11 protein-coding genes are annotated in these 13491 nt (G+C 60.4%); 8 read left to right on the forward strand and 3 right to left on the reverse strand.

All coding sequences use genetic code 11. The features are described from left to right. Positions 1–32: 32 nt before the first annotated feature. Positions 33–455 (forward strand): VOC family protein, encoded by a 423-nt coding sequence (locus D8M21_RS01885; protein WP_048682850.1) that lies wholly within the window; start codon positions 33–35, stop codon positions 453–455. 3 nt (positions 456–458) lie between these two features. Beyond that, positions 459–896 carry a VOC family protein gene (locus tag D8M21_RS01890; protein WP_048682846.1) on the forward strand — a complete coding sequence of 146 codons (438 nt, stop codon included), beginning with the start codon at positions 459–461 and terminating at the stop codon, positions 894–896. A gap of 7 nt (positions 897–903) precedes the next feature. On the opposite strand, the gene D8M21_RS01895 is transcribed toward D8M21_RS01890, so the two are convergent. Further along, positions 904–2082, reverse strand: coding sequence for a winged helix DNA-binding domain-containing protein (locus D8M21_RS01895; RefSeq protein ID WP_048682843.1), 1179 nt, complete (start codon positions 2080–2082; stop codon positions 904–906). Positions 2083–2281: 199 nt separating this feature from the next. Here D8M21_RS01895 and D8M21_RS01900 point away from each other — a divergent pair, with 199 nt between their 5' ends. After that, positions 2282–3646 (forward strand): MFS transporter, encoded by a 1365-nt coding sequence (locus D8M21_RS01900; RefSeq protein ID WP_048682842.1) that lies wholly within the window; start codon positions 2282–2284, stop codon positions 3644–3646. A gap of 53 nt (positions 3647–3699) precedes the next feature. On the opposite strand, the gene D8M21_RS01905 is transcribed toward D8M21_RS01900, so the two are convergent. Beyond that, positions 3700–5712 carry a potassium transporter Kup gene (locus tag D8M21_RS01905; RefSeq protein WP_238650920.1) on the reverse strand — a complete coding sequence of 671 codons (2013 nt, stop codon included), beginning with the start codon at positions 5710–5712 and terminating at the stop codon, positions 3700–3702. A gap of 401 nt (positions 5713–6113) precedes the next feature. Here D8M21_RS01905 and D8M21_RS01910 point away from each other — a divergent pair, with 401 nt between their 5' ends. The 5 genes from D8M21_RS01910 to D8M21_RS01930 all read left to right on the forward strand — a co-directional run bounded on the left by D8M21_RS01910 (position 6114) and on the right by D8M21_RS01930 (position 11070). Further along, positions 6114–7019, forward strand: a complete 906-nt coding sequence (locus D8M21_RS01910; RefSeq protein ID WP_048682838.1) for a sulfurtransferase — start codon at positions 6114–6116, stop codon at positions 7017–7019. Beyond that, a complete protein-coding gene (locus tag D8M21_RS01915; protein ID WP_048682836.1) occupies positions 7016–7459 on the forward strand; it encodes a SufE family protein in 444 nt (147 codons plus the stop codon). Before D8M21_RS01910 ends, D8M21_RS01915 begins: the two co-directional genes overlap by 4 nt. A 44-nt stretch (positions 7460–7503) precedes the next feature. Then, a complete protein-coding gene (tpx, locus tag D8M21_RS01920; protein WP_048682833.1) occupies positions 7504–8004 on the forward strand; it encodes a thiol peroxidase in 501 nt (166 codons plus the stop codon). Positions 8005–8294: 290 nt separating this feature from the next. After that, a complete protein-coding gene (locus D8M21_RS01925; protein WP_238650968.1) occupies positions 8295–9719 on the forward strand; it encodes an amino acid permease in 1425 nt (474 codons plus the stop codon). Between the two features lie 424 nt (positions 9720–10143). Next, positions 10144–11070, forward strand: a complete 927-nt coding sequence (locus D8M21_RS01930; RefSeq protein WP_048682828.1) for a PRC and DUF2382 domain-containing protein — start codon at positions 10144–10146, stop codon at positions 11068–11070. Between the two features lie 189 nt (positions 11071–11259). On the opposite strand, the gene D8M21_RS01935 is transcribed toward D8M21_RS01930, so the two are convergent. Beyond that, positions 11260–13482, reverse strand: a complete 2223-nt coding sequence (locus tag D8M21_RS01935; RefSeq protein ID WP_048682825.1) for an NADP-dependent isocitrate dehydrogenase — start codon at positions 13480–13482, stop codon at positions 11260–11262. Positions 13483–13491 lie beyond the last annotated feature (9 nt).

The raw sequence follows: 13491 nt of genomic DNA on the forward strand, positions 1-13491 counted from the left end.
CCTGAGAACCATCACTGTGACAAGGAGCAATCATGACGTCCTCACTAGCAACCTATATTTCCCTTCCCGGCCAGACCGCGGAAGCGATGACACTCTGGCACGAAATCTTTGGCGGAGAATTGACCATTCTTCGATACGGCGACGTGAAACTTGAAGGCATGCCGTTCACCCCTGATCCTCAGTCGGTCGCACATTCCACCCTCATTTTGCCGAACGGAGCCATCGCGGCGGGGGATTCAATGGATGACGGCACCGACTATCCGATTCAGGGAACCGCGTATTCGCTGCTGTACACCACGGATACTCCTGAAGAATCAAAAGAGCTGTTCAATAAATTGGCCGAGGCCGGCGGAACCGTCAATATGCCGTTCAGTAAGGCGCCCTGGGGAGACTGGTACGGCCAGGTTTTTGACCGTTTCGGCGTCATGTGGTCCTTTTCTTCCGAAGGAAAATAACAGGTGGGTATCAGCCTAGAAAATGTCGGAATCGCCGTCGAAAATCTTGAGCAAACGATCGCGTTCTTTACCGACCTCGGCCTGAGCGTCGAAGGGAGGGACGAGATCAGCGGGGATTGGGCGGATACTGCCGTGGGATTGGACGGTAATCACGCCAAGATTGCCTTGCTGACGACGCCAGACGGAGAGGGAAAACTCGAATTATTCGAGTACATTCACCCCGATGCCAATCCCTCCGCGCCGACTAGGCCCAACGACATCGGAATGCACCGGGTCGCCTTTTCTGTGGATGACATCGACGAATCACTGAAAATCGCGGCACGTCACGGGTGCTTCCCACTTCGCGGGGTCGCGAATTATCGCGACGTTTACAAGCTCACCTACCTGCGCGGACCCAGCGGAATCGTCGTGATGCTGGCGCAGGACCTCACCCGAAAGTAGTCGCAGGCTACCAGCGCCCCTTCGTGATCGGAGCCTTGTAGATCGCTGTCACGCGTTCTCCGTCGAGCCATTCCTCCAGACGGCGGGCTTGGTTTTCCAGCTCGCGACGTGCGACTTGTCCCGGGTCTGATCCCAGGATGAGCTCGACGGAACCCGCGGCGTCTTGAACAAATGAACCGACGATTCGGCCATCCCACCACGCCGTGGTTCCGGGATTACCAGCCCAGTCGTAAACCGAGCCCGCGAAGTCCGCGTCAAGATAGAAATCCCGGTCCTTCCACCCCAGCGATGCCGGATCGAGCGCTGGTAACAATGCCGCCCAGGGATCGACGGGATCGACCGGCTCGACGTCGTCGGGCAACACCCAACCGGTCGCTCCGCGTTCGAGCTGAACCTCCACGGCCTCCACGTCGGCCAACGCCCGACGCATCGCCGACTTGGTAGAACCGAACCACCACGTGAGGTCGCGTTCCGTGGCAGGACCATGCCCGCGGAGGTACGCCTCGACCAACTGCTTGTACGAATCTCGCTCGGAAGGGCGCTCCGGCACGGACCCTAGCCATTCGTCCATGCGGGCCCAGCCAAAACGGTTAACACGCCAGTGGGACGCTCCGTGAGCACGAACAATGTCGCCCTCGGCCCCCATCCAGGTCACGAGGCGGGGTGCAATGTGGCTCTCGGCCTCATATTTGGTTCCCGCGTTGACAGTCATCGTCCCCGAGATCTCGGGAACCAGGGCCCTCAACTCGGACTGTTGGTGCTCGCGTCCGCCCGACAGGAACGCAAGAACTGCCTCACGAGCAGATTCGAGCCACGCTTCGGGATGGGGGATGGCGCCCGTCGCGGCGATTTCCTTGACCAACCGTTTGTATTGCGTGGTCGCGACCCGAGCCGACGGCGCTCCCAGGGCCGCCGGGACAAACTCGCGCGGAAAAGCGAAGAGCGTCCGTCGCATAGCGAGCTGCCGTACCAGAGTTCGATCCTTGTACAGGGCCGTCTCGACGTCCTGCTTCATCAGGCCATCCACTCGTGCGTGAAGGGACAGGTGTGGGGTCGCCGGCTCTGTCGCGTGAAGTGCAAGTACCCCATGAACGGCCTCGGTCAGCGAGGAATGTCGGTGCTCCGGCGCGATGCCGTGGCGGCGCGCGAGCCTCGCTCGGCGTTCTTCGTCGTCGATCCGTCTCATCGAAACTCCTGGGTCTGGCGGTCACCGGCGTGCGCCGGCTGAGTTCAGCATAGACAGAGGCCGCATACGCGAAGTAGCTGCCCGGAGTTCGGCGTACCCTCGAGTAAATTTTCCATCGAAAAATCCGCCGACGAAATGTTATCCACAGTCTGTATTTGAGCTGGACGAGAGGGTATTCCGGCGGGATACCCTCAAGATCATGATCACCCGGAAATTCCACGCCAAATGGCTCATTTGGGGCGTTGGCATTGCGGCCTACCTTCTCGCCCTCATCAACCGCAGCTCGTTCTCCGCGCTGGGTCCCACCGCGCAGGAACACTTCGGTGCGGAGGCGACGGTCTTGTCGTCCTTCCTCGTCCTCCAGCTCGTGGTCTATGCGCTGTGCCAGATTCCAGTGGGCGTGAGCCTGGACCGTTTTGGGACGTCCTGGGTGATCGCGAGCGGTCTACTGCTCATGTCCGTGGCGCAATTTGCGCTCGCCAGTACGGATCTCATTCCGGTGGCGATCGGTGCCCGCATCTTATTGGGCGCCGGTGATGCCTGCATTTTCACGTCGGTCGTGCGATTGGCTGCGGAGTGGTTCACACGGAAACAATCGCCTGTGGTCAACCAGATCACCGGGTTGGCAGGGCAGGTCGGTCAGCTGGTGGCCGTTGCCCCGCTCGCGGCCGTGATTGGAGCCTTCGGGTGGATGACGGGTTTTGCGAGTCTTGCCGCCATCGGTGTCGTCATCTTGATCCTCGTCGCGTTGGTCATGCGTGATGGTCCAGGCGCCGGCACGCTCGCCGAACGCCTGACCGGTCGGCAGAAAGAATTGCCGACGACGAGCGCACCCGTCTTCGCGGATACCGGCCCCATCATCTTGACCGAGGTCTTGCCCGTCGTCGGTCCCGGTTCCAGCGGAGTCTTTCCGGCGATCAAGTCCCTCATCAAACGCCCGGGCATCCGACTTGCCTTTTGGGTTCATTTTTCGACGATGTTTGCCCCAGACAGTTTCCTCCTGCTCTGGGGCACCCCGTTCCTTACTGGTGGTCTCGGCTACACCAACGCTCAGGCGCACCTTGTGCTCGATGCCGCGATCGTTGCTTCGATGGTGGGGGCGTTGGTCTTCGGGCCGATCATCTCGAAATACTCCGACCATCGCGTGACCTTGGCGCTTGGGGGAGTGCTGACGATGTTCGCGTCGTGGATTGTCGTGATCGCGTGGCCGGGTGCCGCACCGATCTGGCTCACCATGCTGGTCGGCATCATCATGGGAGCCGGAATCCCTTTGTCCATGATCGCTTTCGACATCGTGCGTACGCATGCGCCGAAGCGGCAACGGGGCGTGGCCACCGGCTTGGCCAATATGGGCGGATTCACCGCGGCACTGATCACGGTTCTCATGGTCGGAGTGGTACTGGACCTCATGGGAGCCGGAACCCCATCGACCTATTCTCTCGGCGGGTTCAAGGCCGCCATGGCCGTGCAATTCCCCTTGTGGATCATTGGAATTCTCATGATCCTGATCGAGGTGCCCCACGCGCGTCGGTACCTGAAAGAGCGTGCTCGGCCCAGTCAGTAGTCGGCGCCTCCCAGGGGGCAAACCTTTCTCGCACGGGGAGGCGGTTCAGCCCGTTAGAGTTCCGCCTGCGCGCCCATGACCGTCGTCCCGGTGGGTGGCAGATGCAAGGCATGCGTACGGTTGGCCGCGAATTTCTCGAGGAACCGGAAGAGCCCCTTGCGCCAGCGCGACATGCACTTGTCGTCGCCCTTCTCGATTCGGAACACCGAGAGCATGTAGTTCGCTTCGTCGGGGTCGAAATCGAGTTCCCCGCAACGTCCCGTGGCCAGGCGAAGTGCTTGAGGTACGTCCTGCGAATCGTTGAAACCGACGCGGCAGAGAATATGCACGATGCCGTCGTCGGGATCTCCCAAGTCGGAGACGCTGATGCGGTCCTCGGCCCTCACGTGGGGCACGCCGACGTTTTTCATCGTGATGATGACGGCGTGTTCGTGGAGAACGTGGTTGAACTCCATATTGTTGCGCAATGCGAGGGGAGTGGTGAGCGGGTTGCCGTGCGGATAGACGGCGACGCCGGGCACGCGACGAACGTTTGTTTCCCGCACCCTTTCCACGAATTCCTCGATGGGTCCCTCCATCTCGGCGCGCCGTCCCCACATGATCCGTGAGCCCTTACGCCACGTGAGCATGATCGTGATCGAAATTCCCGCGATGAGGAGGGGGAGCCAACCACCCGAAAAGACCTTGACCACGTTCGCGCCAAAAAGAACGAGCTCGAGCCCTCCGACGAAGAACGCCAACAGGCCGACGCGCAGGATCGACCATCCCCACACCGCGTGGGCCAGGAGGAGGAAGAGTGACAGTTCGAGCAGCAGCGTTCCGGTCACCGAGAGCCCGTAGGCCGCAGCCAGGCCGCCGGACGACTGGAAAACGATCACGAGTGCGACGACACCCACGAAGAGCAGCAGATTGACGGTTGGCATGTAGATCTGCCCACCTTGGTCCTGAGAGGTTTGAATCACCCGAAGACGCGGCAGCAGGGAGAGTCGCGTCGCTTGGCGAGACACCGAGAAGGCCCCGGAAATAACGGCCTGCGAAGCGATCACGGTGGCGGCCGCCGCGAGGGCCACCAGCGGCAGCTGCGCCCAGCTCGGCGCCAGATGGAAGAAAGGATTGTCGATGGTTTCAGGCTTGCGCAAAATCATTGCTCCCTGGCCAAGGTAATTGATGGCCAGGGCCGGGAGGACCAAGGAAAACCACGCGAGCATGATGGGCTTGCGACCGAAATGACCCATATCCGCGTAGAGGGCTTCCACACCTGTCACTGCGAGAACGACGGCGCCCATCGCAACGAACGCGACGAACGGGCGGTCCAGAGCAAAAGCAAATGCATAGGTGGGCGAAAATGCGCGGAAAATGGACGGATTCTGCACGATCTGCGGGAGTCCGAGCACGATCAAGACCACGAACCACGCGACCATGATGGGCCCAAAGGCTTTGCCGATCGAGCCGGTGCCCCACCGCTGGACGAAAAAGAGGAGCGTCAGAATCACCACGGAGACCGGCACGATGTACTGCCCGAAGCCTGGATCGGCAACTTCGATACCTTCGATGGCACTCATCACCGAGATCGCGGGTGTGATCAGCGAGTCGCCGTAGAACAGGGACGCGCCGATGACGGCCAGAATGATCGCCGCACCGGCACGGCTCGAACGTTTGCCGAGCTTATGCCAAATCAAGGAGGCGAGGGAGAGGATTCCGCCTTCGCCCTGGTTATGGGCCCTCATGATGAAGCCGATGTATGCGACCGTCACGATGAGGATCAGGCACCACAGCACCATCGAGATCACGCCGAGGACATCCTGATCGGAGGGTGCGATCGCGTGATCGTGAATACTGAAGACGGTTTGCATCGAATAGAGGGGGCTGGTTCCGATGTCCCCGAACACGACGCCCATGGCGGCGATGACCATCACCAGAATCCCCTTGGATCGGGGACGTGGCGCGTCGAGGGGGATCGACATAGTTTCAGACTCGGCAACTTGTTCCGAATTAGCCTCCGAAGCTTCGGCGTCGGCCTCGGAGGGTTCAATGTGATTCGATGCTGAATCAGCGGTGTTATTCACGAACGATGATTGTGCCACCAGGTCAGAGGCGCGGCAACATCAAAAGATGGCATTCGATGTGATGTCAACAACCATTATTTGGGGACCACAGTAATGATGCCGGAAACAACCTTCCCGAACGTGAAATGGTGCCTCACCGATGAAACCAAGCCATCCCCAAATCACCGCACATTCTTGGTGTTTTTGCCATACATTGTGGGCGTAAACCCCTGCGTCCAAGGAGGGCGGTTTGCAAAAAATCGCCGTTTTGGCCCACGTTCAACACGTTCCGTTGACCGTGCATGAGGTTCGGCCCACCGCGGAGGCGGACGATCGAGCGCTCCGAACCGGGTAGATTCGGGAATAACGGAGGGGCTGAAGAAGTTCCCTCGAGTACATGTCCGCGAGACTCTGGAGGTCACGTGCCAGCACCAACCGAAAGCAACACCAAGTTTGCCCAGTACGCCCATCCGGAGCGATTGGTCAGCACACAATGGCTGGCTGAGCACGCCAAAGATCCCGGCGTGGTGGTCGTCGAGAGCGACGAGGATGTCCTGCTGTACGAAACCGGCCACATCCCCGGGGCCGTCAAGGTGGACTGGCACACCGAACTCAACGACAGTGTCACCCGTGACTACATCGACGGAGAAGCCTTCGCCGACCTGATGTCCCGCAAGGGAATCAGCCGCGACAGCACGATCGTCGTCTACGGGGATAAGTCCAACTGGTGGGCCGCATACGCGCTGTGGGTCTTCACACTGTTCGGCCACGACGACGTTCGCCTCCTTGACGGTGGCCGCGCCAAGTGGATCGAGGAAGATCGCCCGCTGACCACCGAGGTGCCCAACCCCGCTGCCGGTGATTACCCCGTCGTAGAGCGCAATGACGCTCCCATCAGGGCCTACCTGTCCGACGTCCGCGAATCCTTGGGCGAGATCCCGCTGATCGACGTACGGAGCGCGGACGAATACACCGGTCGGCGCACTCACATGCCGAATTACCCGGAGGAAGGCGCCTTGCGCGGCGGCCACATCCCCACGGCGCATTCCGTTCCGTGGGCCCGTGCGGCCAACGACGACGGCACCTTCAAGTCCGCCGAAGAGCTCCGCACGATCTACCAAGACGAGCTGGGGCTGAACACGGATCAAGACATCATCGCGTACTGCCGCATCGGGGAACGCTCCAGTCACACCTGGTTCGTCCTCGAGCACCTCCTAGGATTCCGCAACGTTCGCAATTACGACGGATCCTGGACCGAGTGGGGCAACGCAGTACGCGTGCCGATCGTTCAGGGCGAAGAGCCCGGAGAGGTTCCCGCAGCATCATGACCGAAACCACCACGGACCTGCCGCAGGCCCTGCAGGAGATCGTCGATGATTTCGCCGACCTCCTTCCGCAGGACAGGCTCCAGCTCCTTTTGGAATTCAGCAAGGGCCTGCCGGACCTTCCCGCCCGGTTCCAGGATCATCCCGAACTCCTCGAACCGGTGCCCGAATGTCAGTCGCCGATCTTCCTGGTGACCGAGGTCGAAGAAGACGGCACCGTGCGGTTGTACTTCTCAGCGCCACCAGAGGCGCCGACCACGCGAGGGTTTGCCGGCATCTTGCAAGAAGGCTTAGACGGTGCATCGGCTGAGACGGTCACCGCGGTTCCCGCAGACCTTCCCCTCCGGCTTTCCCTGACTCAAGCGGTCAGCCCCCTAAGGCTCAATGGCATGAGCGGTATGTTGACGCGCATTCAGCGTCAAGTCGCCGAAAAAACCCAGTAGTATCCCCACCCACCAGCGAACAACGCGACCAGAGGAGAAAATCCATGGCTGAAGTAACCTTCCAAGGCAATCCGACTCAAACCTCCGGATCCCTCCCCGAGACGGGAACCACCCCGCCGGCCTTCACTCTGGCCGGAACCGACCTTGGCGAGGTCACGGAAAATGATTTCCGCGGCAAGACCGTGGTCCTGAACATTTTCCCGTCCGTCGACACGGGTGTGTGCGCGGCCAGCGTGCGTAAATTCAACCAAGAGGCCTCGACGCTGAACAACGCCGTTGTGGTGTGCGTGTCCAACGACCTCCCGTTTGCCCTGGGACGCTTCTGCGGTGCCGAAGGCATCGAGAACGTCGTCACCGCCTCGGGATTCCGTTCGACCTTCGGCGACGACTACGGGGTGCGCATCACCGACGGTCCCATGGAAGGCTTGCTCGCCCGCTCCGTCGTCGTGATCAGCCCCGAAGGCCACGTGGCTTATCAGGAACTGGTCCCGGAAATCGGCCAGGAGCCCAACTACGACGCCGCGCTCGCTGCGGCCCAGGCTTAAACTTTTCGCGTTTCGTTAAGGAACCCACCGGGTTGAGGGAAGACCTCGATCCGGTGGGTTCTTTCTGTTGTGCCCGATGACGGCGGCCCGGCTTCCGGCGCGATGGGACAGTGGCCGGCAATGTGGTGGGGCGCGGTTGGCTGCCCTTGATTCCGCGTTAACAAGGGCCGTAGCGGTGGTAGCCTGAACTGAATTTAGATGCTCAATCCATCGGGAGAACCGTGTCTTCACAAATCAAGCCGCAGGCCCTGACCGACGAAGGACTCAAGCGGGGTCTCCGGAACCGGCACATGCAGATGATTGCCATCGGCGGCGCCATCGGTACAGGACTCTTCGTTGCATCTGGCGGAACCATTGCCAACGCCGGGCCAGGCGGAGCGCTCGCGGCGTACGTCGTCATCGGCATCATGGTCCTTCTGCTCATGCAATCTTTGGGAGAGATGGCCGCGCATCTGCCGTTAGCCGGCTCCTTCCAGACGTACGCCACGCGATTCGTGAGCCCCTCGTTTGGCTTTGCCATGGGGTGGAATTATTGGTTCAACTGGGCGATCACGGTTGCCGCGGAGCTCGTTGCCGCCGGACTCATCATGTCCTTCTGGTTGCCGGACGTTCCAGGTTGGGTATGGGCCGCCGTCTTCTTGGTTCTCCTGACGGGCCTCAACGCGTTGTCTGCGCGGGCCTACGGTGAAGGCGAGTTCTGGCTGGCCGCGATTAAAGTCGCCGCCGTCGTCTTGTTCTTGGTTGCGGGCCTTTTGATGATTCTGGGGATCTTCGGTGGGAAGGCCCCGGGCGTATCTAACTGGACCACCGGGGACGCACCCTTCAACGGCGGATTCATCTCGATCATTTCGGTGTTCATGATCGCTGGGTTCTCCTTCCAGGGAACCGAAATGATCGGTGTTGCCGCGGGCGAGGCCGAGAATCCGCGTCGGGACGTTCCCAAGGCCCTGCGCTCCGTGTTCTGGCGCATCATGTTGTTCTACATCGGCGCCATCACCGTCATCGGTTTCTTGGTTCCGTATACCGATCCCAACCTCCTGCGCAACAGCGAAACCGATATCGCCTTCTCGCCCTTCACCTTGGTGTTTGAGAGGGCCGGCGTGGCCTTCGCGGCGTCTCTCATGAATGCCGTGATTTTGACGGCGATTCTTTCAGCAGGTAATTCAGGCCTCTACGCGTCAACCCGCATGCTGTTGTCCCTAGCGTTGGAAGGAAAGGCGCCCAAGATCTTCGCGCGAGTCAATAAGCGAGGCATCCCCATGCCGGCCTTGATCGCGACGGCCTGCGTCGGCCTCGCCGGGTTCATTACGGCGATTGTGGGGCAAGGTGCGGGGTACACCTGGTTGGTCAACATTTCCGGTTTGTCGGGATTCATCGTGTGGGTAGGCATCGCCGTATGCCACTTCAGGTTCCGCCGTGCCTACGTGGCACAGGGGTACGACCTCAAGGACCTCCCCTATAAGGCACCGCTGTTCCCCTTGGGGCCAATCATCGCGTTTGTCCTGTGCATCATCGTGATTTTGGGGCAAAACTACGAGGCAGTGTTTAAGGGACAACTGGTCGAGGTGCTGACCTCGTACATTGGGTTGCCCGTATTCCTCGCGATCTGGTTCGGACACAAGCTCGTGACTCGGTCCAAGAGCGTACCGCTCATGGAAGCCGATGTTCAGTCACTTGCCCCGGCCGGTTCGTCGAGCTCGCAGAAAGAGAACTGACGCCGGAGCAGTATTGCGAGCTCATCCCACCTGTCGAAACATCGACAGGTGGGATTTTTATTTTATTTTCACCTTTCTGCAATCTCGGCGAATGCACTTTCGTTGTTGGGTGCCACGCCAATCCCCGTACCGTGTGACCTGGCATAAATCCCTGAAATTCCTCGGAGGTTCCGCTTGGAGAGGCTGGATGGCGGCAGCAGTGCGGCCCTGCATCAAGCCACGTGAACCGTCAATTGCAGGCGCATGAACTGTATGCAACTTTGTTCTAAATTTGCCTCGATCTCAATTACGCCGAGAGGGGAAATGTATACCGTTGACCCTCTGAACTCGAAAAGGTTAGACTGCAAAAACAAATCGAATCCAATTATTGGTTTCGAAAATTAGATTGTGAACTAATGTGGATCGACAATCAGGAAGTAGGACCATGACTAATAACCAGAACATTGAGTCCCTGCGTAACAGCACCGTATTCAGCAACAACGGCGACAAGATCGGTAAGGTCGGCGAGATCTACCTCGATGACCAGACCAACGAACCCACCTTCGCAACGGTCAACACCGGATTGTTCGGATCCAAGGAAACTTTTGTTCCGCTCAACAAGGCCAAGGCCACCGATGACGGCATCACGGTTCCCTTCGACAAGGACTTCGTCAAGGACGCTCCGAACATCGACGACGACGGTTCGTTGAGCCCCGAGGAAGAACAGCGCATCTACGAGTACTACTCGTTGGATCGTTCGACATCGGGCCAGGGCGGTAACGCCGGCCAGGAGCGTCACGACGGTAACGCTGCCGCCGGAACCGCCGCTGGCACCGCCGCAGCGGGCACGGCAGCCGGAACCGCCGGCCGTCGCGACGAGAACGTGCAGGCCGGTACCGGTCGTCATGCCCAGGGCACGCAGGCCAGCCCCGGCGAGACCGCGGACCAGCAGGGCCGCACCAACGCGGACCAGGCTGCTGCCGCCGACAACGACGTCGTCGCTCACGAAGAGCGCTTGCGCGCGACCGGACAGACCGAGCGCCGCGAGGCCGGCCAGGTCCGTCTGCGCAAGCACGTGACCACGGATACCGAGACCGTTGAGGTTCCGGTTCGTCACGAGGAAGTTCAGGTTGAGCGCACCAAGATCGACCCGGATTCCGCCGAGGCCCGCCAGGCCGGTCAGAACGTCGAGTTCGGCCAGGACGAAGACGTCACCGTGACCGCCTACGAAGAGCGTCCCGTCGTCACCACCGAGACCGTCGCCACCGAGCGTGTTTCCTTGAACAAGGAAGCCCGCCAGGAAACCGAAAGCGTTTCCGGCGAGGTCCGTAAGGAAGAAATCGAGATCGACGAGAACGGCAACCGCCGCTAACTCGATCATGGCTCGATGAAGCCTCGTGCCCCGGCCACTGCATCAATGCGGCGGCCGGGGCACTTTTTTATGGGCATATCGGAGCAGCACGGCACGTACACCCAACGTTGTCATCTCCGGACAGAGCAGAGGGCCTCGGATCAAATGATCCGAGGCCCTCTGTCTGTGAAAAATCGCCGAAGCGAAGAATTACCGGGTCAACGACGCCAGGATTCCATTGAAGGTTTCCGACGGCCGCATGACCGGCTCAGCCTTTTCATCGCGCGGACGGTAGTAACCACCCAGGTCCACCGACGATCCCTGGACCGCCAGAAGCTCTTCGGCGATCGTGTTCTCGTTCGAGGCCAATTCCTCGGCGATTCCGGCGAAGAGTTTCGCCAGCTCTTCGTCACGAGTCTGATGCGCGAGTTCTTCGGCCCAGTAGCTAGCCAAGTAGAAGTGGCTGCCACGGTTGTCGATCTCGCCGACCTTTCGGGACGGGGACTTGTTCTCTTCCAAGAACTTGCCCGTCGCGGCGTCGAGCGTATCCGCAAGAATCTGCGCGCGATCATTCTTGGTGGTGTTCGCCAGGTGCTCGAAGGAAGCCGAAAGCGCCAGGAACTCACCGAGCGAATCCCACCGCAGGTGGTTCTCTTCGACGAGCTGCTGAACGTGCTTCGGCGCCGAACCGCCGGCACCGGTCTCGAACAGCCCGCCACCATTGATGAGCGGAACGATCGAGAGCATCTTCGCCGAGGTGCCCAGTTCCAGGATGGGGAACAGATCGGTCAGGTAATCGCGCAACACGTTACCGGTCACCGAGATGGTGTCCAGGCCCTGACGAATCCGATCGAGTGAGAACTGAGTGGCCTCAATGGGGGAGAGGATTCGGAGGTCAAGCCCCTCGGTATCCTCGTCCTTCAGGTATTCCTCGACCTTGGCGATCAAGTTGGTGTCGTGGGCACGCTCCGGATCCAACCAGAAAACGGTCGGAGCGCCGGATTCGCGGGCTCGACGTACCGCCAACTTCACCCAGTCGCGAACCGGGACATCCTTGGTCTGGCAAGCGCGCCAGATATCGCCCTGCTCGACGTCGTGGGACATGAGGACGTCGCCGGCTGAGTTCAGAACCTCGACGACGCCTTGGCCCTCGATCTCGAAGGTTTTGTCGTGCGATCCGTATTCCTCGGCCTTCTGAGCCATGAGCCCGACGTTCGGAACCGAACCCATGGTCGTCGGATCGAAGGCACCGTGGGCCCGGCAATCCTCGATCACGGTCTGGTAGACCCCGGCATAGGAGGAGTCGGGAAGAACCGCGAGGGTGTCATGTTCTTCGTCGTCCGAGCCCCACATGTGACCGGAGGTCCGGATCATGGCGGGCATCGAGGCGTCCACGATGACGTCGGACGGGACGTGCAAATTGGTGATGCCCTTGCGGGAGTCGACCATGGCGAGGGAGGGGCCGTTTTCGAGACCGCGCTCGATGCCTTCCTTGACACCGTTGGCGGTTTCCTCGTCCAGCAGATCCAACCCGTTCAAGATCGAAGCGAGGCCATTATTGGGGGAAAGACCAGCCTCAGCCAGCTTGTCCCCATAGGTTTCGAAGACGTCGGAGAAGTACGCCTTGACCGCGTGGCCGAACAGCACCGGGTCAGAGACCTTCATCATGGTCGCCTTCAGGTGCACCGAGAACAGCACACCTTCCTTGCGAGCCCGCTCGACCTGTTCCGCCAAGAACTTGTCCAGCGCTGCGGCACTCATGACGGTCGCGTCGACGATTTCGTTCTGGAGAACCTTGAGGCCGTCCTTGAGGACCTTCTGGCTCCCGTCGGCAGCGGTGAAGCGGATCGTCAAGGAATCGTCGGCGGGCAGAATCACGGACTGCTCGTTGGACTTGAAGTCGTGGTCCGACATGGTGGCCACGTTGGTCTTCGAATCCGAGGACCAGGCGCCCATGGTGTGCGGGTTCTTCCGGGCGTAATTCTTGACCGACTGCGGCGCACGACGGTCCGAATTGCCCTCACGAAGCACGGGGTTGACGGCGGAGCCCTTCACTCGGTCGTAACGCTCACGGACGTCGGCGTCCTGGTCGTTCTTGACCTCGTCGGGGTAGTCCGGAAGGTCGTACCCGGCGGCCTGAAGTTCCTTAATGGCGGCCTTGAGCTGCGGCACCGAGGCCGAGATATTCGGCAATTTGATGATGTTGGCCTCGGGAGTCTTCGCCAATTCGCCGAGTTCCTTCAACGCATCGGCGACGCGCTGTTCCTCAGGCAGTACATCGTTGAACTGCGAGATGATGCGTCCCGCCAACGAGATATCGCGCGTCTCGACGTCGACGCCGGCCGTTTTGGCGTAGGCCTCCACGATGGGCTTGAACGAATAGGTGGCCAGCAACGGTGCTTCGTCGGTCTGGGTGTAAATAATCTTGGACATACGCTTAGG

Source organism: Kocuria sp. HSID16901 (assembly GCF_003989425.1).
GTDB classification, from domain to species: domain Bacteria; phylum Actinomycetota; class Actinomycetes; order Actinomycetales; family Micrococcaceae; genus Rothia; species Rothia massiliensis.

What these genes read in the sequence shown, in the direction of transcription:
- D8M21_RS01885 (WP_048682850.1), top strand. Translation starts at nt 33, where the DNA reads ATGACGTCCTCACTAGCAACCTATATTTCCCTTCCCGGCCAGACCGCG.
- D8M21_RS01895 (WP_048682843.1), bottom strand. Translation starts at nt 2,082, where the DNA reads ATGAGACGGATCGACGACGAAGAACGCCGAGCGAGGCTCGCGCGCCGC.
- D8M21_RS01900 (WP_048682842.1), top strand. Translation starts at nt 2,282, where the DNA reads ATGATCACCCGGAAATTCCACGCCAAATGGCTCATTTGGGGCGTTGGC.
- D8M21_RS01915 (WP_048682836.1), top strand. Translation starts at nt 7,016, where the DNA reads ATGACCGAAACCACCACGGACCTGCCGCAGGCCCTGCAGGAGATCGTC.
- tpx (WP_048682833.1), top strand. Translation starts at nt 7,504, where the DNA reads ATGGCTGAAGTAACCTTCCAAGGCAATCCGACTCAAACCTCCGGATCC.
- D8M21_RS01925 (WP_238650968.1), top strand. Translation starts at nt 8,295, where the DNA reads ATGCAGATGATTGCCATCGGCGGCGCCATCGGTACAGGACTCTTCGTT.
- D8M21_RS01930 (WP_048682828.1), top strand. Translation starts at nt 10,144, where the DNA reads ATGACTAATAACCAGAACATTGAGTCCCTGCGTAACAGCACCGTATTC.
- D8M21_RS01935 (WP_048682825.1), bottom strand. Translation starts at nt 13,482, where the DNA reads ATGTCCAAGATTATTTACACCCAGACCGACGAAGCACCGTTGCTGGCC.